Origin of the sequence: Anabaena sp. CA = ATCC 33047 (genome assembly GCF_963870205.1) — a bacterium.
Classification (GTDB): Bacteria; Cyanobacteriota; Cyanobacteriia; order Cyanobacteriales; family Nostocaceae; genus Trichormus.
Map to the genome: position 1 here is coordinate 80,488 of NZ_CAWMSA010000073.1, position 22,369 is coordinate 102,856.

Annotated in this window: 17 protein-coding genes; 9 read left to right on the forward strand and 8 right to left on the reverse strand. The window is 41.3% G+C overall.

Annotation, left to right across the window (positions count from 1 at the left end):
• Positions 1–180: 180 nt before the first annotated feature.
• Both AACS98_RS21700 and AACS98_RS21705 read left to right on the forward strand, forming a co-directional pair.
• Positions 181–1,089, forward strand: coding sequence for an isopenicillin N synthase family dioxygenase (locus AACS98_RS21700; RefSeq protein WP_066383945.1), 909 nt, complete (start codon positions 181–183; stop codon positions 1,087–1,089).
• A 118-nt stretch (positions 1,090–1,207) separates the two neighbouring features.
• On the forward strand, positions 1,208–2,350 hold the full coding sequence (locus AACS98_RS21705) for an NAD(P)/FAD-dependent oxidoreductase (RefSeq protein ID WP_066383947.1): 1,143 nt from the start codon (positions 1,208–1,210) through the stop codon (positions 2,348–2,350).
• Between the two features lie 148 nt (positions 2,351–2,498).
• Here AACS98_RS21705 and AACS98_RS21710 read toward each other — a convergent pair whose 3' ends face one another.
• The 6 genes from AACS98_RS21710 to AACS98_RS21735 all read right to left on the reverse strand — a co-directional run bounded on the left by AACS98_RS21710 (position 2,499) and on the right by AACS98_RS21735 (position 12,012).
• Positions 2,499–3,188: a hypothetical protein gene (locus AACS98_RS21710; protein WP_066383950.1), complete on the reverse strand. Its 690-nt coding sequence runs from the start codon at positions 3,186–3,188 to the stop codon at positions 2,499–2,501.
• A 29-nt stretch (positions 3,189–3,217) separates the two neighbouring features.
• Positions 3,218–4,531 (reverse strand): cytochrome P450, encoded by a 1,314-nt coding sequence (locus tag AACS98_RS21715; protein ID WP_066383954.1) that lies wholly within the window; start codon positions 4,529–4,531, stop codon positions 3,218–3,220.
• A gap of 239 nt (positions 4,532–4,770) precedes the next feature.
• Positions 4,771–6,462, reverse strand: a complete 1,692-nt coding sequence (gene ilvD / locus AACS98_RS21720; RefSeq protein ID WP_066383956.1) for a dihydroxy-acid dehydratase — start codon at positions 6,460–6,462, stop codon at positions 4,771–4,773.
• A 348-nt stretch (positions 6,463–6,810) separates the two neighbouring features.
• Positions 6,811–7,434 carry a TenA family protein gene (locus AACS98_RS21725; RefSeq protein WP_066383958.1) on the reverse strand — a complete coding sequence of 208 codons (624 nt, stop codon included), beginning with the start codon at positions 7,432–7,434 and terminating at the stop codon, positions 6,811–6,813.
• A gap of 98 nt (positions 7,435–7,532) precedes the next feature.
• Positions 7,533–8,303, reverse strand: a complete 771-nt coding sequence (locus AACS98_RS21730; protein WP_066383963.1) for a pentapeptide repeat-containing protein — start codon at positions 8,301–8,303, stop codon at positions 7,533–7,535.
• Between the two features lie 556 nt (positions 8,304–8,859).
• Positions 8,860–12,012, reverse strand: a complete 3,153-nt coding sequence (locus AACS98_RS21735) for a hypothetical protein (protein ID WP_066383964.1) — start codon at positions 12,010–12,012, stop codon at positions 8,860–8,862.
• Positions 12,013–12,500: 488 nt separating this feature from the next.
• Here AACS98_RS21735 and AACS98_RS21740 point away from each other — a divergent pair, with 488 nt between their 5' ends.
• The 3 genes from AACS98_RS21740 to AACS98_RS21750 all read left to right on the forward strand — a co-directional run bounded on the left by AACS98_RS21740 (position 12,501) and on the right by AACS98_RS21750 (position 14,346).
• A complete protein-coding gene (locus tag AACS98_RS21740) occupies positions 12,501–13,025 on the forward strand; it encodes a signal transduction histidine kinase LytS (RefSeq protein ID WP_066383966.1) in 525 nt (174 codons plus the stop codon).
• A 215-nt stretch (positions 13,026–13,240) separates the two neighbouring features.
• Positions 13,241–13,672: a CAAD domain-containing protein gene (locus AACS98_RS21745; RefSeq protein WP_066383969.1), complete on the forward strand. Its 432-nt coding sequence runs from the start codon at positions 13,241–13,243 to the stop codon at positions 13,670–13,672.
• Between the two features lie 266 nt (positions 13,673–13,938).
• A complete protein-coding gene (locus AACS98_RS21750; RefSeq protein ID WP_066383972.1) occupies positions 13,939–14,346 on the forward strand; it encodes a hypothetical protein in 408 nt (135 codons plus the stop codon).
• A gap of 134 nt (positions 14,347–14,480) precedes the next feature.
• On the opposite strand, the gene AACS98_RS21755 is transcribed toward AACS98_RS21750, so the two are convergent.
• Positions 14,481–15,275, reverse strand: a complete 795-nt coding sequence (locus AACS98_RS21755; protein ID WP_066383975.1) for a hypothetical protein — start codon at positions 15,273–15,275, stop codon at positions 14,481–14,483.
• An 82-nt stretch (positions 15,276–15,357) separates the two neighbouring features.
• Between AACS98_RS21755 and AACS98_RS21760 the strand changes: the two genes are divergently transcribed.
• The 4 genes from AACS98_RS21760 to AACS98_RS21775 all read left to right on the forward strand — a co-directional run bounded on the left by AACS98_RS21760 (position 15,358) and on the right by AACS98_RS21775 (position 19,565).
• A complete protein-coding gene (locus AACS98_RS21760; protein ID WP_066383978.1) occupies positions 15,358–16,533 on the forward strand; it encodes a sigma-70 family RNA polymerase sigma factor in 1,176 nt (391 codons plus the stop codon).
• 84 nt (positions 16,534–16,617) lie between these two features.
• The gene (locus AACS98_RS21765; RefSeq protein ID WP_066383979.1) at positions 16,618–17,781 is read left to right on the forward strand and encodes a DUF1822 family protein; all 1,164 of its coding nucleotides are present in this window, start codon (positions 16,618–16,620) and stop codon (positions 17,779–17,781) included.
• 71 nt (positions 17,782–17,852) lie between these two features.
• Entirely contained in the window at positions 17,853–18,320 is a 468-nt protein-coding gene (locus AACS98_RS21770; RefSeq protein ID WP_066383981.1) for a DUF4870 domain-containing protein, read from the forward strand.
• Between the two features lie 129 nt (positions 18,321–18,449).
• Entirely contained in the window at positions 18,450–19,565 is a 1,116-nt protein-coding gene (locus tag AACS98_RS21775; protein WP_066383983.1) for a Gfo/Idh/MocA family protein, read from the forward strand.
• Between the two features lie 659 nt (positions 19,566–20,224).
• Here the strand turns inward: AACS98_RS21775 and ilvB are convergent.
• Positions 20,225–22,123 carry a biosynthetic-type acetolactate synthase large subunit gene (gene ilvB / locus AACS98_RS21780; protein ID WP_066383985.1) on the reverse strand — a complete coding sequence of 633 codons (1,899 nt, stop codon included), beginning with the start codon at positions 22,121–22,123 and terminating at the stop codon, positions 20,225–20,227.
• Positions 22,124–22,369 lie beyond the last annotated feature (246 nt).

Below are 22,369 nucleotides of genomic sequence, written 5' to 3' on the forward strand. Positions count from 1 at the left end.
ACGGCGAATAATCATAGGTTTAAAAGCAATGTTAAGTAACACAGTGTAAATAATTAAAGTTTGTAGTAAGGACTTCAGTCCTTATTTAAGGACTAAAGTCCTTACTACGAAAGCGATTTCCATAAGTTTACATTACTTAACATAATTATATTTATTCCCACCGACTTACTGATTAAAAGTATGATAATTCCACTAATTGATTTAGCAGAGTTTAAACATAATCATACAGCCAACCAGCAAACCGTAGTTAAACAAATTTATCAAGCTTGTCATGAAATTGGTTTCATGTATTTACAAAATACCGGAATTTCTCCAGACTTATTAAAAGAAGTTTTCTCACTGAGTCAATCTTTCTTTAACTCACCTTTAGCTATCAAGCAACAGTTAGCCTGGAGTGATGAATTTAGTAATATAGGTTATGTTGGTGTAGAAAGAGAACGCCTTAACCCTGAACAACCAGGAGATTTAAAAGAAGCGTTTAATATCAACAATCAAGAATTATTTAAACCTGGGTTATCTTCTGTTTCACCAGCACAAAATCCGGTAATTCTTGCATTTTATCAAGCTTGTACAGAATTAGCGAATACTGTACTCCAAGCTTTTGCTTTAGCCTTAAAATTACCAGCAGACTTTTTCACCACCAGACACAATCAACATCATCATACATTGCGACTGCTACATTATCCACCATTGCAAACATCACCCCAAGCGGGACAAGTGCGTGCTGGGGAACATTCCGATTATGGGAGTATTACTTTATTATTTCAAGATAACATCGGCGGGTTAGAAGTGCAGACAACTCAGGGAGAATGGATTGCAGCACCCGTAATACCTGGTACAGTGTTAGTAAATACGGGTGATTTAATGCAGCGATGGACAAATCATGTATTTTGTTCAACTAAGCATAGAGTCATGATTCCCAATGATGAAAGAATCAAACAGTCGCGTTATTCTCTAGCGTTTTTCTGTCATCCAAATGATGACACAGAAATTACTTGTTTGGAAACTTGCACAAAACAACAACCAGCAATTTATCCTCCTATCCTTGCGGGAGAATATCTCTTAAGTCGTCTACAAGCAACATACTAGACTGCTTGCAAAAGTCCTTCTTGTCACCTTATTCTTTGCGTCTACTCTGCGAGAACGCCTTGCGGCGAATGCGCCTTTGCGCGAAACAAAAAAAATATTTATACAACAGGTATACTAAATGAAAACCTATGACTTGATTGTAATTGGTAGTGGTATTACGGGTGCTGCACTTGCTTATGAATTAGTCAAAACAGGATTTAGCGTATTGTTACTGGAAAAAGACGCAAAACCAGAAAATGCAACCCGTTACAGTTATGGTGGTTTAGCTTATTGGTCTGGAACTACACCACTTACTCGTCAATTATGCCAGGAAGCGATCGCGCGTTATCAAGTTTTGTCTTCAGAATTAAACGCTGATATTGAGTTACGAGAATTAGACTTATTACTCACCATCAGCGCAGACAGTGACCCGCAAGCAACAGCGAAATTGTATGCTCAGTGTGCAGTACCTCCGCATTTACTGAGTATATCAGAAGCTTGTGAATTAGAACCACTGTTAAATCGAGAGGCGATCGCCGGTGCTTTAACTGTCAAACACGGACATATTCATCCAGAAAAAACCGCACAAGCCTATATTCAAGCCTTTATCCGTCATGGTGGTAAGCTAGAAATAGCCGAAGTCGTGCAAATCTTAGCAAATGGCGTAAACACAACTAACGGAACTTATCACAGCGCGAATGTGGTAGTATGTGCTGGTGGACTCAGCCGACAGTTACTAAAAGCCGCAGGTATTCCCATCAAGCTGTATTTTACCCATGCAGAAATTATCGCCACTGCACCCGTTGATTTACAGCTACGCAGCTTAATTATGCCAGCGCATCTGCAAAGATTTCAATTAGAATCTGCATCAACTCAAGATGATCAATTGTGGAATCAACCGAGTCATCAACCAGTATCACCGATATTAGATGCTGGTGCAGTTCAATTTCTCGATGGTAGTTTACGTCTGGGTCAAATCAGTCGTATTCTCACAGATGCTGATGCTCAAGTCAATGCACAAGAAAGTGAATATTGGTTAAGACAAAGTATTAAGAAAGTTTTACCAGCGTTAGGTAACTTGCCGGGAACATGGCATCATTGTTTAGTAGCATTTAGTAGTAATAGTCTCCCTTTAATTGGTAGCATCCCAGGATTTCCAGGGGTGCATATTTTCTCTGGATTTAGCAACCCTCTAGTTTTTGTACCACCGTTAGCACAGAGATTTGCTCAATATTTAACAGGTAATCAAGATGAGATAATTACCCAATTATCACCTAATTAAATTGTAGTCCACTACGTCTTGATGAATATGCACTTTATTCTGCACTGTAGAGACGTTGCATGCAACGTCTCTACATGATTTATTTGATACAACTTCATAGAGAATTTGTGTCAGTCCAGTAGGAAGTAGGGTATTGTCCTTTTCGCGCTTAAGTAGAGACGTTGCATGCAACGTCTCTACTACTGGTTAAATTGACTTCTGCGATTTTGATATCTATGGTATCATCAGCAATTAAACTAGCGGCTTCTTGTAACAGTTCTTTTTGTTCTTGCTGAATTTCGTCTAAACGACGGGAAATTTCAGCTAGTCTTTGCTGTTTATCTGGGGTAAATGTTTGATAATTAGGAGATAATAAATCAGGTGTGTTATCTATTGTCTGGTTATGAGTAAAGTTTTTAAAAGCAAAAATGCCGAGTTTGCTTAAAGAGAAAAAACTAACTTTAATGAAAGCGACAATAAATTTTAATGGTACTTGCAGAATTGACCAACTAGCAGTCTCAATCAAGCGCATAATTGCTTTAATTATACTCCAGATGAGTGTTAGCCCAAACAGCAAAATTATTAAACTGATAATTGGGTGATTAGTTCCCCAAGCTAGAATTTGTACTAGCCTTAAAAATCCTGGGTGTTGTACTAGCCAGTCATGAATAGAAGCTGATATTGCTGTTTGAATAGCTGTGGATGTTGTCGCTTTAAATTGATCAGCCACTTGCAAATTTTGGTCTACATAACCTTTAGCATGATCAATGGTTTTCGTAGCAGTTTCTTGTAAAGATTCCCCGAATTGCTGTGCAGAGTTGACAACTGTTTGCCAACTTTGCAATACTTCTGTGGACATATTGGTGTCTATGGGAAGTTTTTCATATTTTACAAAGGCTGAAACCGAACCCGCAACCCATCTTTAGGGCGATTTGTGGGAATTCGCGCTGTATCTAAACTTTGATTAGGCAATATTTCCCAATCATAACTGCGTAAAAGATGGGCTGCAACAATTTTCATTTCCATTTTGGCAAAAGCTAGACCAATACAAATGCGTGGCCCGCCCCCAAAACCAATTAAACTAAAAGGATACTGTTTATGTTCTTGACGCTGGGGACTGAAACGTTCTGGATCAAAACGTTCTGGTTCTGGGTAAATTTCCTCTAGGTTGTGAGTCATCAAAATTGAGTACAAGAGTTGCCAACCAGCAGGTACATGAAACCCATTAAATTCAAAGTCTTTAATTACACCACGAAAACCGCCCCCTACAGGTTGATGTAATCTTTCAATTTCTAATAAAATTTGCTCTAAATAGGGCATTTTCCCTAACTGTTCTAAGCTTAATTCACCTTGACTAGCAAGCTGTAATTGTTCCTCTCTAGCGCGTTGCATAACTTCTGGATGACGGGCTAATTCTACACATAACCAAGTCAACATCGAAGTTGTAGTTTCATGTCCTGCAAACAATAAAAGCACAGCTTGGGCGATTAATTCTTTCTCACGTAAACTGTTACCATCTTCATCTTGAGCTTGTACTAATAAACTCAAAGCATCTTTTGTAGGTTTTTGCTGACGTTCCCTGACTACCTGCGTTAAATGCTCTAAAATCTGATTACGTGCGGCTAGAGCTTTGTTAAATTTGGTAAATGGTAAGGGTAAAAGATTAATAGCAAATAGTCCATTGCTCAGTGTGTTAAATAACTGACTCAGACGGACACATTCTGCACCAGGTTTAGTACCCAATAATAATTGACTAGCAATATCAAATGTTAATTGTTTATATTCATCAAACCAAGTAAATTCTTGTTTTTTTTCCCATTTTTTGAGATAGTTTTGTGTAATATCTGCCATTGTAGACACATAATTAGCTAAGGCTGGCCCATGCAAAGCTGGCATCATTAAACGGCGATTTCTGCGGTGTTCTTCACCATCTTGTAAAAATAATGATTCGCCCAGCAAGATTTTAAAGTTTTCCGGCCATCCTTCACGCCAAGAAAAATGCTCAATATGGCTAGAAAGCACAAATTCTACAGCTTTTGGGCCAGCCATCACCACAGTAGGTCTGCCAAAAAGATGAGTTTTAAAAATATCGCCATAGCGATGATATCGCTTTTCAATAAATTTATAGTCAAACAGAAATGAAACCGATTCACCTAATATTGGTAAACCAAAACTTCCGGGAGGAATTTGATTGTTTTTCATCTATCAAGTGATTTGAAAGTACATAATTAGGACTTACGTAAGTGTGACATTCAATATGTCTTGTAGGGTGCGTCGGACTGGTTAAATGTTGTCAATAAATTTATGTTTGATATCTGACGCACCCTACTAATATGGCAGTTGCGTAAGTCCTGACAAAAAAAGATGAGTCCGAGACTTGGAAAACTCTATTTTCAGGTGTTACCAAAGACACGGCTCATCTTTTAGTCAAGAATTATAGACTATTCATTAAATAAGTCTAAATCCGTGACTGCGCCGACGCTGCTAGACGCTACCAATTTGGCATATTTGCCTAAGATACCTTTGGTGTAACGGGGTGGACGGGGTTTCCAGTTAGCGCGACGACGGGCTAATTCTTCATCAGAAACGTTAATTTGCAAGAGGCGGGAATGTGCATCAATGGTAATGCTATCACCTTCTTCTACTAGGGCAATATTACCGCCAACGGCTGCTTCTGGTGCAACGTGTCCGACTACCATCCCGTAAGTACCGCCAGAGAAACGCCCATCGGTAATTAAACCTACAGCGTCGCCTAAACCAGCACCGATAATTGCTGAGGTAGGGGCTAGCATTTCCCGCATACCGGGGCCGCCTTTGGGGCCTTCGTAGCGGATGATAATTACATCACCTGCTTTAATTTTACCTGCGAGGATGGCATCTAAAGATTCTTCTTCAGAATCAAATACCCGTGCTGGCCCGGTAATGCTGGGCTTTTTAACACCTGTAATTTTTGCTACTGCTCCCTCTGATGCCAGATTACCCTTGAGGATGGCTAAATGACCTTGGGGATACATGGGGTTATCCCAAGGACGAATCACATCTTGGTTAGCGGGTGGTTCGTCGGGTATGTCTGCTAAGACTTCGGCGATGGTTTTCCCGGTGATAGTGATACAGTCACCGTGGAGTAAACCATGCACCAGCAACATTTTCATGACTTGGGGAATACCACCAACTCGATGTAAATCTGTGGCGACATAACGACCGCTTGGTTTCAAATCACACAAAACGGGGACACGACCACGGATAGTTTCAAAGTCATCTAGATTTAATTCTACACCAGCAGCGCGAGCGATCGCCAGAAAATGTAATACTGCATTGGTAGAACCACCCACCGCCATAATGACAGAAATAGCATTTTCTATAGATTTACGGGTGATAATTTGCCGGGGTAAAAGTTGCTTGCGAATCGCTTCTACTAATACCTTACCTGATTCTTCGGTACTATCAGCTTTCTCATCATCTTCCGCCGACATAGTGGAAGAATAAGGTAAGCTCATCCCCATAGCTTCAAAGGCTGAGGACATGGTATTGGCGGTGTACATCCCACCACAAGAACCAGCACCAGGACAAGCTTGACGTTCAACTGCTAACAGTTCATCATCGTCAATCTTACCGGCACTGTATTCACCCACAGCTTCAAAAGAACTCACAACAGTTAAGTCTTTACCGTTGTAATGTCCAGGTTTAATCGTACCACCATAGACAAAGATAGCAGGGATATTCATCCGCGCCATAGCAATCATTGCCCCTGGCATATTTTTATCACAGCCACCGATGGCAATTACACCATCCATACTTTGACCATTACAAGCGGTTTCAATAGAGTCAGCAATAACTTCGCGTGACACCAGGGAGTATTTCATCCCCTCAGTTCCCATTGAAATACCGTCACTAATAGTAATTGTGCCGAACATTTGCGGCATCGCACCAGCCTGTCTAATACCAGCTTCGGCTCTAAGTGCTAACTTATTAATCCCCATATTACAAGGGGTGATAGTGCTGTAAGCATTAGAAATACCGACAATTGCTTTGGTAAAGTCTTCATCTTGAAAACCCACCGCACGAAGCATAGCGCGATTTGGCGATCGCTGCACCCCTTGAGTGACAACCTTACTTCTAAAATTATCCGACATCGTTTTTCCTTCCGTACCGTAACCGCTTGTGTTGCGATTGTATATCAAATTTTCTCACGCTTATGGGGGATTGGGGACTGGAAGGGACTGGGTAAAAATTTTTCTGCCTCCCTTCCCTCCCCCTTTCAAGGGCAGGTTTTTTACACTGCGCCCAAAAATACTGGTTTTAGGGTGTAGGGGTGTAGGGGTGTAAGGGTGTACGGGTGGATGAAATTCTGATTATTTCGTGAACCTTACAGTCCTCACTCATTACTTTATTAAAAACCTGCCCTTAAGAGCTTCCCTCCCCTCCCTCATCCTCTCCGCGTTCCTCCGCGTTACCTCCGCGCTCCTCCGCGTTTAAAAAATTCAAACAACCATCCATGCAGCCTGAAAAAATTCCAGTTCGCATGACATCGCATAACGATAAGTTGAGTGAGTTGACGCTGTAACTGTAGCGTAATTCTCCACCAAAGAATCTAATTGCTGTGTCAACGGCAAAAAATCAGCACTACTATAAGTACGAATCCAGTCAGCATATTGATGCTCAGGAATGCCATGACTAGCTAACTGTTCCCCCAAAAAAGCATACAGACGCATACAGGGAGACATCGCCGCCGCAGTTAAACCGACATCCCCACCCCAAGCAGTAGCTAATAAAAAATCAGTGTAACGACGGGTAGCCATTCCCGGTTCTACAGACTTTAAATTCACCCCCCACTGAGCCGCATAGCTTTCATGCAGTCGCAATTCTTGTAAAACTCCCCCAGCTAAAGCGTGAAAAGTGGTGAAACCTGCCCAGTCAGGAGCTTTAGCCGCAGCAACACTATAGGCGCGAGCAAAGGCTTCTAGGAAAAAAGCATCTTGTCCTACATAATAAGCAAATTTGCTCTGTTCTAGAGTACCGTTACCAATGCCTTGCACAAAAGGATGCTTTAAGCAAGCTGCGGCCAAGTCTTGGTTTGCTGTCCACAAGTCAGTAGATAGAGTCATTAGTCATTAGTCATTAGTCATTAGTCTTTCTTCCTCCCTTCCCTCCCTTCCCTCATCCTCTCCGCGTTCCTCCGCGTTACCTCCGCGCCACTCCGCGTTTAAAAAGGCAGAAATTGCAGTAACACCGAACCGAGACTACCTACAAAGTCAAAGAAACTAGGTTTACCTGCGCTGATTTTTTCTGTGTAGGGGGTTTGCAGTTCTTTGATAAAAGCTTGGGCGGTTTGTGTTCCGGTGGCGTTTTGCTGAGTGGTAAACAGTTTTTCCGCCGTTTGTGCATCTTGGAATGCGCCTTGACGGTCAAATATTTGAAATTTAGCAATACCACGGGCTAAGTATGCACCTGCGTATTCTGGTTGAGAGGCGATCGCCTGATTAAAATAATCGATAGCTTGCTTTTGATTGCCTTTTTGTGCTTCCGCGACACCCCAAGCATAAAACTGTTCTGCTGTGGCAATTTGTAACGGGATACCTAGCGCACCTTGAAAGTTTGTCCCTTCTAAATAAGCACCAGTAAATTCTGTATTTGCGAGATAACTACTTCTCAAGTCAGCACTAGCGAGATTTGCACCGCCTAGTTTAGCATTGCTCAAGTTTGCACCAAATAAACCCGCACCACCTAAGTTAGCTCCCCGCAAATCAGCACCGCTTAAGTTGGCGCGACTTAAATTAGCACCTGCCAGGTTTGCGCCGCTTAAATTCGCTCCTGATAAGTCAGCCATGACTAAACCTGCGCCAGTTAAGTCACAATTTTGACATTGTTTTGTAGACAATAACTGTCGGAGATGTTCGGGGTTAGCGGCTTGAGCAGTGGCTGTCAGACTAATAGTAGTTAAAAATACGGAGGTGGTCAAAATTAGGTTTTTCATAATCTCTTAGGTGATTATCTGCTCTGTATTCAAATTAACCCATACAAATTTATACCCAAGTTTATGATAGGTGTTACCTGAACTGATTGCCCTCCGTAAAGACCTAAGTTATTGATCAATTTCGTTCAGAGTCATCACCTGGTTGTAGTATATATTTATTTGTTCAGTCATCTCTATCGCAGGCCAGCCATACACTTGTGTAAATAAACAGAAAGTCAATGTTAGGATGGCTGCTAAAAACAGTTTCTCTAGCATAATTTACACTCCCCACCACAAGACAATCATAACTGATACTTATACAAAATACTAGGTATAATTTATATTTTTTAAAAATAGGCGATCGCTGATATCATATCAGTAATATCCATCAGGCGATTACAACATATTTGTGATATATATCGCCAGCACCACCAAGAATTATGCAAACAAATCAGTTTGCTGTAGGGTGCGTCAGCAGAAATATACAGAAATTTGCACGTCAATAAACCACAAAAAAATGTAGAGACGTTGCATGCAACGTCTCTACAAATGATTTAATTAGTCGAAAACTGTTGTATCAGCCAGGTAAAGGTAAACCAGTCACGGCTACGATACCAGCAATTACACTGGCAACCAGCGAAGTCAACGCCGTACCAAATAGCCACCAAGCCGCACTCGCAACGGTTCTTTTAGTTTCTTCGGCTTGCTTTCTCATTTGCTGTTGTACAGCTTTCAGGCGTTTTTGGGTTTCTTCCTGAATGCGTTGGGTGCGGTGCAGTACGCTATCCCGTGCGGCTTCGATTTGGTTGATAATACGGTTAGCGTCTTCTGGGGAAATATCCTCACGAGAGCTTAAGATAGCTACTAGGGTATCACGGTTAAAATGACTCAGGCGATCGCGCAAAGCCTCAAATCCCACTTGTGGATCATCAAACAATTTAGTAAAATCTTGCCTAATACCCTCATAGCTGAGTTCGGGACGTTCTAAAGAATCTAGATAGTTGCGTATCCTGGCAAAAATTTGGTCAATGGCTGACTGTACCCGTTGCTGGAGTTGCTGGATTTGCTCGACAATAGTATGACGAGTTGACTCGATTTGTTCAACAATGCGGTTAGCTTCCTCTTGGGAAATGTCCTCACGTTGCGACAATAATGCCACCATTGTAGAACGGTCAAATTTAGCCAGGCGATCGCTTAAATTTTCTATGCCAAAGCGCGGGTCTTGCAACAGTAATCTTAAATCGCGTTTAATACCTTCAGGGTTGAGTTCTTCTTTGTTGGTGTGACGTAGATAGTCTTCCAAACTAGCGGCAAAATTCCCCACCCGTTGGGTAGCGCGTTGTGCTAAACTGCGGGGAGTTCTGATAATGTTGCGAATCGCATCTTGTACTTGGTCAATTGTCTGATTAACTTGCTCTTCGCTCAAATCTCGGCGTTGACTGAGGAGTTTAACCAAAGTTTCGCGGTCAACTTGCGCCAACCTGTTGCGTAATGCTTCCGCACCTTCTCGCGGCTGATTGAATAAAGTTTCTAAATCGCGTCTAATACCTTCGGGGTTGAGTTCCTCTAAATTAGTATTGCGGAGATAGTCACCAATAGCTGTGATCGTGCGGTCATATTGTTCTCTAGCTTGTTCTAAAGCCGCTTGTGGTGCTTGTAAAACATTATCCCTCACAGATTCTAACTGATCAATAATTTGATTAATTTGCTCCTCGCTCAAATCTTGACGCTGACTGAGCAATTTTACAAACGTATCACGATCAACCTCAGATAAACGTGATCTGATTTGTCTAATTCCTACTTGGGGATCTTGCAACAACGCTTGAAAATCGCGTCTGATACCTTCAGGATTTAACTCATCTTTGTTAGTATTTCGGAGATAGTCTTCTACTCTTTGCCATAGTTGATTAACTCTAGCTGTGGCTTGTTCTTGTCTTTCTCTGGCTTGATTTAAGAAATCATCGCGGATACCTTCCAATTGACTAACAATATTATTAGCTTCCTCCTCGCTAAAGTCTTGACGTTGCAAAAGTAGCTGTACAAAAGCTTCCCGGTCAAAACCCTGTAAGCGAGTGCTAAAATCGGCGAATTCATCCTCGAATTCTCTTAATAAATTCGTAAAATCTCGTTGAATCGCCTCTGGTTTCAGTTGGTCTTTACCAGTTGCACGCAGATAATTTTCAATGCGAAGACGAATTTCTTGACCTTTTTCCGCTATTTCAGAATGATGTACAGTTTCTAGAATTTCTTGGCGGATGCTGTCCATCTGCTGTGAAATTTCTGTAATTTTAGTTTCGTTGAGGTCGCCTCGTTGTTGCAACCAGGTCACAAAATCATCTGGTTGGATTTTTTCTAGTTGCTGACGCACATTTGTTGGGTCTGCTTCGGGGTCATAAATGACTTCTGGAAACTCATTTCTAATGGTGATGCGGTTGAAATGCCAAGGAAAAGAATTTAAGATGTAGTCTTTAACATCTGTTTTGATGGTGTTGTCAGTTGGTGCTGTAAATCGTGACGTTATTTGCTCAGTGGTTTTATCTCTGAGTTCTTGTAGTTGGTGAGTAATTCTATCAACGTCGATATCTTGAACCTTATCTTTTAACTGTTGTAATTGGTGGCTGATTCTATCGACATCAATATCAGAAATATCCACTCGGTCTAAAACAGCAGGAATAGCAGCACCTACCCCAAACTGCATAGCTTGCTTGAGGACACCATTACGACCATTACCGCCTTTACCGACAGTCACTAACTGCTGTAATCTTGCGCCTAAATTTTCTGATTTTAACTCTTCGGGGGTAGCAGATTGTAGTAAATTAATGACTTGTTCTGTAGGGTTGCGGCGTGAAAAAGTTTGTTGCCAAGCGGCGTTTAATTGGTCAGCGATGTTGTTAATATCTGACTTAGATAAATTGGTGCGATCGCTAATTAAATCTACAAAAGTTTGGCGATTAACATTTTTGAGTACGTCACCCTCAGCAAGCGATGGGCTACGCCCCGCCTGTAGCGAACGCCAATCTACATCACTCAAGATTTTATCAAACTGACTGCGAACTTCTCCTAAATCTAATTTTGGTGTGGGTAACGCCGACAAAGAATTTTTCAAAGTATTAGTAATACTTTCCGCATCCAAACCAGCAGTTAATTCTCGTCGCACTGCGGCTGTAATTTCTTCAGCAGTAGACACAGCTTGTCTTTGTGCAGCACCAGCACCAATAACTGTAGTTGCTGTTCCCATTAACGACTGTAAACCAGAATTAACAGTGCTAATGATAGAACCTAGTAAAGAGCCTACTGCCGATGAACTCAACCATGCTACCAATAAGAAATAGGTAGACCAAATCACCACACCAATAATAGCTCCTAACAAAGCACTTTCAATTAAAGTCAGTTTGACTGCTAAAAAACAAGCAGCAAATAAAGCTATACTGGCACTTATAATGCTCCAAGTACCGACTTTAGCCTCAACTTTGCGAATTTTACCGCCAAAAGTTTCTGAATCTGACTCAGGATAAACATCAGTACCTAAAGTAGATATTCTAGCAGCGACAGAGAGGTTAGTTAATAATAAATGAAATGCCACCGCCATTAAAGTACCAGCTAAAAAAGCCACTAAAAATTTAGAACCAGAAAAAACAGCAACAGGTTCTACAGGTGCGATAAAATCCGGCCATCTCGTTGCAGGTACTATACCAAGAGATAGCCATAGCTTTTCCCAAATTTGAAACATAGTATTTTATCTCTGACGACCGATAGATGAAATATTCATTTCAGCAAGAAATGACTTATTCATCAGTCTATTTATTAATTCCAGTTACCTTACACTTTCGTAGGTAGTAATTTGACATATCAAAAGTTATACTTCAACTTACAGCATTCTCAATCATAGTAGGGCAATGCACTGCACACAAAGAAAAAATCATAGTTTAAGCGAAGTTTCAGCAGTGCATCGCCGCAAATCACAAGGATAATATCATAAATAATTAAAGGTTTGTAATAAGGACTTTAGTCCTTACATGAATTTACATTACTTAACAAAAATAAATTGATTCATATCGACTAAATTACAACTAATGATAGACATATATATTCAACCAAGAGGTTGAGGAATTGCAGAACAAAATTATTAAATATAAGAAATAGTGTTGATAAAAATTGAAAAAATTAAATATTTAAAATTAAATATTTATTTGTTGGATATATTTAGGAGAAAGCAGAATGGTTATAGATATACGTAAACGTGCTGTAGGTGTATTTTCTCGCCATCAAGACTTTGAAAAAGCACTACATGAATTGAAAAATATTGGCTTTCCAATGGATAGAGTTTCTGTAATTGCGCGGGATGAAGACGGTAAATTTGTCAGTCCTGAGTTGCAAATGCAGGAACAGGTTGACGAAGGTGTAAGAATGGGAGTAATTTCTGGGGGTGTATTAGGTGGTTTAGGCGGTTTATTAATTGGTCTTGGTACAATAGCAATTCCTGGTATTGGCCCGGTAATCCTGGCAGGTGCAACAGCAACAGCGATCGCAACTACTCTGGCTGGTGCTAGTATTGGTGCTGTAACTGGCGGTTTACTAGGTGGGTTGATTAGTTTAGGAATCCCAGAAGAACGAGCCAGAGTTTATGAAGGGCGTGTACGACAAGGACACTATTTAATGATGATAGATGGCACAAATGCAGAAATCTCGCAAGCCGAGGTAATTTTACATCGCTGTGGTGTGGAGGAATATGAGATTTACTGATTCAATCTGCCACTACGATTTTAAACCGCGATCGTTCAAGTAGATTATATTGAATTGCTAAAAAATTAGATGAATGTAAATAAATATAACTAATGACCCTGACTCTCAGTAGTCAGTATAACTAATAACCTAGTTTCATTGACAATTGACAACGCAAATGATTATGTTTATTTACATCTGATCAAAACTCTTGTAATTACCAAAGTAGAAAAATTATGGAAACAGAACAACAGCCAATGGAATCCTTAAACACCAATTTACCACAAGGTACAATAGCATTGCCCAAGGCAGATAATGTGAATGTACCTAAGCTACCACCTGCCACTGACACCAGTTCTCAATGGCAGCAAATAGCAAAGCAAGTAGCTGATTTATTGGCGAAACTACCTGCTTATGTAGGTAATTTTTATCAAGAATATAACCGCCCCATTGTCACAGTTTTATTAATCCTATCAGTGTTAGTCACACTGAAAGTATTACTAGCTTTATTAGATGCCATCAACGATATTCCTCTGTTAGAGCCAATTTTTGAAGTGATTGGACTTAGTTACTCAACTTGGTTTATCTTCCGTTATCTGCTCAAAGCTTCAAATCGCAAAGAATTGGTAGCAGAAATTAACTCAGTGAAAAGCCAATTTTTTGGTTAACATTTTATTCTGGTTTGTAGAGACGTTGCATGCAACGTCTCTACATCATTATAGAGAACTGGTATTAACTACCGCAGATACTCAATTTCTGGAAGAAGTTGGGTATTTATTTTTTTTAGAAAATATTTAGGACTGTATATATCTTGAGATAGATAAAATTATTAATTTTATTTTTATAACACCTCTCAAGATAGTAGATTCAATAAGTGAAAAAGCCTAATCTAGTTCTCGAAGTTTTAACAAATTTTTAATTGAGGAGGTAGATTATGGCAAATGAAGCAGTTAATAAAGCAATAGATTCGTCTGCAAGAGCAGAAGTAGATACTTATGATAGAAATATTGTACCTGCTGAAACTGCTGCCCGCAAAGAAAGAGAAGGAGATTTATATAAAACAGTCCCCACAGAAGAAAGAGAAGCAGCCGCACCTACAGATGATCAAACAAATGCTGCAAGTATTCACACTACAGATGGCTACACAGTAGACAAGGAAGGTTTATTAAATAACTATCCTATTGAACCGGAAATGTATTATGAAGTTCCTGGTGATGCCACCCAAAAAGCAGAAGAAGATGCCGCCGCACGAATGCAAGAATTAGCAGAAGTGAATGAAGATAAAGAAGGCGAATTAACAGAACAAAATGATGTTAGAGGAAAAGGCCCTGGTTTAATTTAACACCTAGGTTTTATGCGGTGGGCATTGCTAAAAATTCGCTCAAAACCTGATTTTTTCATTGTGGGCAATGCCCACCCTACAGTGATTAATGATGGTGCCAGATATTAGCAAAACAATTTTCAATTTTGCATTAATTACCGCCACTTTTCACTCCAAGCCCCTGTTACATTCACGCCACCAGGAACAGGTGTTAATTTCAAGGAACCCCAACCAAAGGTATTACAAATACTACCGAAATTAGTACCACAAATATCACTAGCACCGTAACCATTAACGGCACGGGTTCCTAGATGGGAATAGGTAGAACCTCCCCAATTACCGTTACCAAACCAAGTAGTGTTTTTTGGCCCTACTTGCAGAACACAACGCAAGCCTTCACCTCTGCGTTTACCTGCGAGATCAGATACTTGATATTCATCAAAGTATCTACCACAGGTTTTTGGTCTGGGTAAAGGTCTATAATTGGTGGTTCTGACTAATTGCCATTGTTCATTCCATGCACCAGTGACACGAATTGTTGAACCACTACCCAAAATTTGTACATTTAAATTTCCTGGGAAGTTGTTGTTGATATCTTCGCCGTTTCCGTGAATATCTGAGGCAAAACCCACAAGATTCCTACCTCTATATATAGCTTGTCCTACGTGGCGGTAGGTTGCACCCCTCCAGTTACCTTCGCCATACCAAGCTAATCGCGGGATAGCTGTTCCTCGTCTACTTCTGCTAAATTTGACACAACGGATACCAAAGCCTTGGCGATTATCCAGAGGTTTGACGATGTAAGTACGCAAATGGGGGCCACAATTAAAATTTGTGGTTGGCGTTAATCGCAAGTCTTGTACTATGGGAACTTGGGCAAAAACAGGAGTTGCAGAGGTGACAGCAACTATGCTAGCAAGTGTTAAAGATTTAAGTCTGAGGCGAAACATGATACTTTTGCCTTGTAGTAAAGTTTGTGCAGGTGTTGTTTAACTCCTGCTGTTGTCTTATTAGGTTGGCTGCGAGTTTTTTATGCAACCTCGGCAAAGTATCATGGAAATTTTTTCGACTTTTGTGCAGTTTGATGGCGATCGCTTCCATCGATGGGCGATAGAATCACGTTTGCGTCGTAGTATCCAAACTTGTCTCCAGCAAACCCCCAAGGAAACTTCGGAATATTTTTGGACGTTGTATTGGTTTAAGTTTTGGCAGCTTCCCGAAACTCAATCTTTAGCCAAGCAACATCTCACAGCTTATCTGCAAGAATCTTGTTATTGGATATCCCAAAAAACAGCCGCTAGTTTTACCAGTACACAGTATAAGCTGTCAGACTGTTTTCAAGTGGCGATCGCCCAAGTTGATCGAGTCCTCACAGCCTTTAATCCCAGTCACAGCAGCACTCTGAAAAACTACGCCAGCATTATTTTTGGGAGTGCCATCCGCGAAACCCTACGCCAACGTCAAGAAGTTGATATCTGCACAGATTGGGGTTTGTTACGCAAAACTAGCCAAAAGCGGTTAGGGGAATCTTTGCAAAATGCTGGTTTATCTCCAACGGAAGTTAGGGCATATATCCAGGCTTGGAATTGTTTTAAAACCCTGTATGTGCCGACAAAAGCGGCTAACTCCCGTCAATTGGCTCGTCCAGATGATACCACCTGGGAAGCGATCGCTCAAGCCTACAACGCCCAAAACACACCCTCAGCCAATCCCCAAACTCTAGAAAAATGGCTATTGAATGCGGCGAAAGCTGTACGTAAGTATCTTTATCCCACCCCAGACTCACTAAATATAACTAAGGGTGATGATAATTCCTCGGAAGTTTTGGATAATCTCCCAGGTACAGAACAACCATCTTTAATACAAGAAATCATTGCCCAGGAAGAAGAACAAGCCAGAAATTCGCAAAAATTAGCAATTAATCAAGTGTTAGTTTCAGCGATTTCTCAACTAGAATCTCAAGTCCAACAGATTTTAATTTTATACTATAATCAAAAGCTGAATCAGGATGCGATCGCTCAACAATTAGATATAAAACAATACACCGTATCCCGGAGATTGACAAAAGTTAAAGAAACTTTATTGCGGACTTTGGCAAGCTGGAGTCAAGATACCCTGCATATTTCCTTGACACCAGACATACTCAAGGATATGAGTACATTAATAGAAGACTGGTTACAGAATCACTATAATGTCTCTCATTCCTAAATTATGCTCATTCCAAAGCTAGCAACCTAGAACTCTAGGCTAAATCTGAACTTGTGAATTTTGAAGTGATTCGGACTATGTGCCATGACTGCAAACCCTAGCGTTTTTACCTTTGCTGATACCAGCGACTTGATTTTAGAAATTCCAAACCATCCCGAAAATCAAGTCAATCAGTCTTTTTCCCATCCGAGTGCTTGGTATCAAGCCGACTTAAACGAAAAATGCTTGAGTGCAGTCTTGCCGTGGTTGCAAGAAGATTTTACACCCCAAGCAAAGATTTGGCCTCATACCAATTCTCTAGCCAGCATTTGGGAACTGGTAAATGGAACTGCCATCACATTAGACGGAACTAGATTTATCTTAGTTCCCAGTGAAACTATTGATTGCAGTGAGTTGCGTGTACCGCAAGAATGGGTAGATTTACCTAGCTGGGTGGGAGATTATTATTTAGCGGTGCAAGTAGAAGCGGATGGGGGTTATGTGAGGGTTTGGGGTTATAGTACCCATGCAGTATTGAAGAATCAAGGTAGATATGATGCAGGCGATCGCACTTATACTATAGATGCGAGTCAGATGACAACTGACATCAGCGTGCTACCTGTAGAGTTACAATTTTGTTCACAAATAGCCACACGTAGCCAAGTTGCACCCTTAGCCAGCATACCCCTAACCCAAGCCCAAAACTTAATTACTCGTTTAGGCAACCCCGAAGTTATCAACCCCCGGTTAGCCGTGCCTTTTGAGATGTGGGGGGGACTCATAGAACATGGTGGTTGGCGCACTAGCCTGTATGAACGCCGCTTAGGGCTTGCAGAACAGCGTTCAGTTGTGCAATGGTTAGAAAACGGAGTTTCTCAAATAGCTGAGGCGATAGGTTGGGGAAGATGGAACTTACAATTAAGTGCGGCTGCTAGGAGTGTAGAAGCAGTACAACCAACAGTAACATTATCTCGGAGGTTGGCGATCGCTGGACAAACCTACGAACTATTAATTTCACCCCAAGGCGAATCAGAAGCACCCTACTGGCGGTTTGAGTTACGAAATGCCACCCTAGGCGCAGTTATTCCCGGCGGTTTTAAACTCAGACTGCTGACAGAAGACTTACAACCCTTTCCCAACAACGAAGACATAGCCACAACCGCAGTCGAACAACTCTACGTTGAAGTTGCCCTAGATACTGGCGAAGGTATAGTCTGGGAAATAGAACCTCATCCCGAAAATTATGACCGAGAAATTTTGAGATTCTAGGCTGTTGGTGGTGTTTTTTTATTGTTAATGTGGATAAGCATTCTTTATCAATCCACATCAGATAAACAGCCATGAGAGAAACACACCTACAACAAATGCGTATCTGGGCTATGTTGTGTCATCTCTCAGCATTATTAGCATGGATACTTTTATGTACCTTAGTCTTCTGGGGTATTCCTTTATTTCTGCCCTTAAATATCTTAATACCGTTCACAATTTGGCAATTGAGAAAAGTCAAATATCCTTGGGTAGATTTTCAGGGTAAAGAATCGCTCAATTTTCAAATCACCCTCACCTTTTATATAGTAATTGTCATAGTAATATCCTTACTATTAGTTCTCACCAGTTGTGGTATTGCCGTTACAACTAACGGTGAAGTCAATCAAGTCACAACAGTTTTAGACACCCTAGTATTAATTTGGATATCTTTTATATTCGCCCTACTGTTATTACAATTATTTTTAGTCACCTTTGCAGCCACCAAAGCCTATAATGGACAACATTACCGCTATCCCTTCACCATGCGAGTCTTGAGGTAATGGGGACTGGAAGGGACTGGGGGAGAAAAACTAATAACTAATGACTAATAACTAATGACTAATGACTAATGCCCCTTTTTTCTGTATGCTGACTTATGAAATACAGAGTAAATTTAACCAATAAGATATATGGTTTCTGGCATACAAACAAATCAGGGTAAAATTGGAGTAGCAATTGTTGGGACTGGATTTGGTCAAAAAGTCCACATTCCCGCATTTCAAGCCCATCATCGCACAGAAATAGTTGCGATTTATCACCGAGATATTAATAAAGCCAAAGCCATTGCAGAAGCTCATAATATTCCCCATGCTTGTGATACCCTGGCTGATATTCTCACTTTACCAACAGTGCAAGCAGTCAGCATTTCTACACCGCCGTTTCTCCATTATGAAATGGCAAAGCAAGTATTGCAAGCCGGGAAACATTTATTATTAGAAAAACCCGTAACTTTAAATTTTGCTGAAGCGAAAGAATTGTATGAATTAGCCAAAGCGAAAGGTGTGATTGCTACTGTAGACTTTGAGTTTCGTTTTGTTCCTGCGTGGCAACTGTTCGCGGAATTATTGACAACCGACTATGTAGGAAACCAACGTTTAATTAGAATAGATTGGTTAGGTTCTTCTCGTGCCGATAGTTCTCGCCCTTGGAATTGGTACTCATCTCAGGAGAAAGGAGGGGGTGCATTAGGTGCGTTAGGTTCTCATGCTTTTGATTATATCTATTGGTTATTCGGTGGAGTCAAAAGATTAAACGCCTACTTAACTACTGCTATTTCTACAAGGGTAGAACCTGCTAGCGGTGAAATAAAACCAGTAGAGACAGATGATACTTGTTTGCTGTCTTTAGAATTAGCGAATGGTACACCTTGTCAAATTGCCATTAGTTCTGTAGTTCATGCTTCCCGCACCCATTGGGTAGAAGTGTATGGCGATCGCGGTACTCTAGTTTTAGGCAGCGACAATCAAAAAGATTATATACATGGATTTAAAGTTTGGGGTTCACAGCCCGGTCAACCCCTGCAAGAAATCGAAATTCCCCAAAGATTATTATTCCCCCAACATTACCCAGACGGACGCATTTGTGCATTTCTCAGAGTAGTTAACCAATGGGTAGAAGGAATAGACAGCCAAACGCAAACCATACCATCCCTCAAAGAAGGCGTTTACTCCCAATTATTGATGGACTTATCTCATCAATCTCATAATACTGGTAACTGGGTTAATGTCCCAAGTTTAGAACTATAAGGGCTTTCCAACAAATAAATTATCCATCTTGTGGGGTGGGCATCTTGCCCGCCCCGAAGCTAGGACGGGCAAGATGCCCATCCTACAAGAGAATTAACGTATTCCGATCCAAAAAAGCTAACTAATGCTAACACGAGGTAGCTTTTTCTTCCTGCTTCATCCTGAAAGTGTCGGCACTACTCAGTCTACAGGCTTTAAGATCGGGTGGATCTCACCCTACTATTAAGTATTTAGGCTTGGTTATCACCTAAATACCTATCAATAATAGCACTGTTTATGCTCCCCTAGTCTCAAAATTGTCTAGCGAGCGGCTGGTTTTTCAGTGAATCAGTAGACATAAATCGTACTTAAATGTAACCATTTGTTAGGTTTCGTTAGTAAAACACTAACTAGCTGTTAACCCTACAAATGTAGAGACGTTGCATGCAACGTCTCTACATAATTCCCCCATTCCCTTTATAGGTAATACCAACTTTATGTGAAGTTGCTCATAATTATCAAATAGATTGATTTATCTGTCTTTATCCGCGTTTATCTGCGTCCATCTGCGTTCAATATCAATTCCATCCAGTTTCTTCACCGCAAAAAGCAAGCAACCAGAAATTATCTCAAATTCCTGGTTGCTACTGAAGACTTCAAATTATCACCACAGCCGCTAACTACAACTTAGTCCCGCACTCAGAACAGAACTTATGGTCAGAGGCGTTGCTTGTACCGCAATGACTACAATAAACTGGTTCTACACTGGCTTTCGGTGGTTGCTTGGGTAAACCAATCATTTGAGCGTTGCTCTTACCAGGAGCTACCATTGGATAACAGTTTTCGTCTTTGGTAACGTGAACATCCAAAATTACCGGGCCATTATGGGCTAACATTTGGGCGATCGCATCCTTCAACTGTTCACGCTCTGTCACTATTATCCCCTTAATTCCATAGGCTTTAGCCAAATACTCAATATTTGGCATCCCTACTTCCATATTTGAGCATGAATAGCGTTCCCCGTGGAAAGCTTGTTGCCATTGGCGTACCATCCCCTGCCAACCGTTATTTAAAATTACGGTCTTGACATTTATGCCATATTGTGCAGCAGTACCCAACTCTTGCAAACACATTTGAAAACTAGCATCACCGCTAATACAAACGACTTCATCATCGGGAAAAGCCACCTTCGCACCAATAGCCGCAGGTAAACCAAAACCCATAGTTCCCAAACCTGCGCTAGAAATCCAGCGTCGAGGGCCATTCTTGAGGAATTGCGCCGACCACATTTGATGTTGACCAACATCAGTAGTATAAAAAGCCTGGGGTGCTTGGCTACCGACTTCTACAATTACCTCTTGCGGTGAGATGCTGTCAGCATGGTGTGGAACTACCAAAGGATACTCTTCACGCCAACGGTTAATTAAATTCAACCATTCGGTAGTTTGGTTAGGTGTGGGTTTGATATTAGCTTGTTTGCAGCGACGCAACAAGTCAATTAACACCTTCCGCACATCACCAACAATGGGTACTTCTGGGACGCGGTTTTTACCCACCTCTGCGGGGTCGATGTCGATATGAATTACTTTAGCACGGGAAGCGAATTCATCTAACTTGCCAGTTACACGGTCATCAAACCTGGCACCGACACAAATCAGCAAATCACAATCCGTCACCGCAAAGTTAGCGTAAGCAGTACCGTGCATACCCAACATTCCCACAGACAGGGGATGGTGTTCATCAAATGCACCGATACCCATCAAGGTGGTAGTGACGGGGATGTTGAATAACTCTGCTAGTTCTTGAATTTCAGCGTGTGCGCCGGATGCGATCGCACCCCCACCAACGTAAAGTAAAGGACGACGGCTTTCTTGAATTAATTGAATTGCGGCGTTGATTTGCCGAGGATTACCCTTGACAGTCGGACGATAACCCGGTAATTTCACAGAACCCGGTTCTACAGGCACATAATCAAATTCTTCAAACGCCACATCTTTAGGCACATCAATTAACACAGGCCCAGGACGACCTGTACTAGCAATGTGGAACGCCTCAGCCACAACCCGCGCCATATCAGCCGGGTCACGTACCACATAGGAATGTTTAACTATGGGTAGAGTAATTCCGTAAATATCTGTTTCTTGGAAAGCATCTGTACCAATCATTTTCCGGGGTACTTGTCCGGTGACAATCACCATCGGAATCGAATCCATGTATGCTGTAGCGATACCTGTTACCAAGTTAGTCGCTCCAGGGCCAGAAGTACCAAAGCACACACCCACTTTTCCAGTCGCACGGGCATAACCATCAGCAGCATGAGCCGCCCCTTGTTCGTGCCTCACTAGAATATGTTTAATGCTGCCAGTTGCTTCGACTTTGTAGAGGTCGTCATAGATTGGTAGTATAGCTCCACCAGGATAGCCAAAAATATATTCAACACCGTGGCGCAGGAGGCTATCCAGTAGTGCAGAACCACCTGTTACCCGTTTCGGGGTGACAACTGATGATGTAGAACTGGCAGAGTGTTTATTTTGCTCTGTTTGTGAGGGACTAGTCGGGGAAGGCAAGCTCACAGTCACGATCAAACCTCAGAGGATAGCTAAGTTTATGCGGGAATTCTGTATTTAATATTTCAATTCTAATTGAAAATCTCAACCTAATTATGACTGAAATTTATGTCTTCTGGATGTGGCTGATGTAGCGCAATCATGCTAAAAACTGTCCACACAACATAAATCATAATTTTAGTTTAGGACTAAAGCACATCTTTTGAGTTAATTTTCCCTGACTTGGGGTGGGGGGAGCAGGGGGAGCAGGGGGAGTAG

Bases quoted from the DNA above. Each gene is read 5' to 3' on its own strand.
- AACS98_RS21735 (WP_066383964.1), bottom strand. From the start codon at position 12,012: ATGTTTCAAATTTGGGAAAAGCTATGGCTATCTCTTGGTATAGTACCT.
- AACS98_RS21710 (WP_066383950.1), bottom strand. From the start codon at position 3,188: ATGTCCACAGAAGTATTGCAAAGTTGGCAAACAGTTGTCAACTCTGCA.
- AACS98_RS21775 (WP_066383983.1), top strand. From the start codon at position 18,450: ATGGTTTCTGGCATACAAACAAATCAGGGTAAAATTGGAGTAGCAATT.
- AACS98_RS21745 (WP_066383969.1), top strand. From the start codon at position 13,241: ATGGAAACAGAACAACAGCCAATGGAATCCTTAAACACCAATTTACCA.
- AACS98_RS21730 (WP_066383963.1), bottom strand. From the start codon at position 8,303: ATGAAAAACCTAATTTTGACCACCTCCGTATTTTTAACTACTATTAGT.
- ilvD (WP_066383956.1), bottom strand. From the start codon at position 6,462: ATGTCGGATAATTTTAGAAGTAAGGTTGTCACTCAAGGGGTGCAGCGA.
- AACS98_RS21755 (WP_066383975.1), bottom strand. From the start codon at position 15,275: ATGTTTCGCCTCAGACTTAAATCTTTAACACTTGCTAGCATAGTTGCT.
- AACS98_RS21700 (WP_066383945.1), top strand. From the start codon at position 181: ATGATAATTCCACTAATTGATTTAGCAGAGTTTAAACATAATCATACA.
- AACS98_RS21765 (WP_066383979.1), top strand. From the start codon at position 16,618: ATGACTGCAAACCCTAGCGTTTTTACCTTTGCTGATACCAGCGACTTG.
- AACS98_RS21715 (WP_066383954.1), bottom strand. From the start codon at position 4,531: ATGAAAAACAATCAAATTCCTCCCGGAAGTTTTGGTTTACCAATATTA.
- AACS98_RS21705 (WP_066383947.1), top strand. From the start codon at position 1,208: ATGAAAACCTATGACTTGATTGTAATTGGTAGTGGTATTACGGGTGCT.
- AACS98_RS21740 (WP_066383966.1), top strand. From the start codon at position 12,501: ATGGTTATAGATATACGTAAACGTGCTGTAGGTGTATTTTCTCGCCAT.
- AACS98_RS21760 (WP_066383978.1), top strand. From the start codon at position 15,358: ATGCAACCTCGGCAAAGTATCATGGAAATTTTTTCGACTTTTGTGCAG.
- AACS98_RS21750 (WP_066383972.1), top strand. From the start codon at position 13,939: ATGGCAAATGAAGCAGTTAATAAAGCAATAGATTCGTCTGCAAGAGCA.
- AACS98_RS21770 (WP_066383981.1), top strand. From the start codon at position 17,853: ATGAGAGAAACACACCTACAACAAATGCGTATCTGGGCTATGTTGTGT.
- AACS98_RS21725 (WP_066383958.1), bottom strand. From the start codon at position 7,434: ATGACTCTATCTACTGACTTGTGGACAGCAAACCAAGACTTGGCCGCA.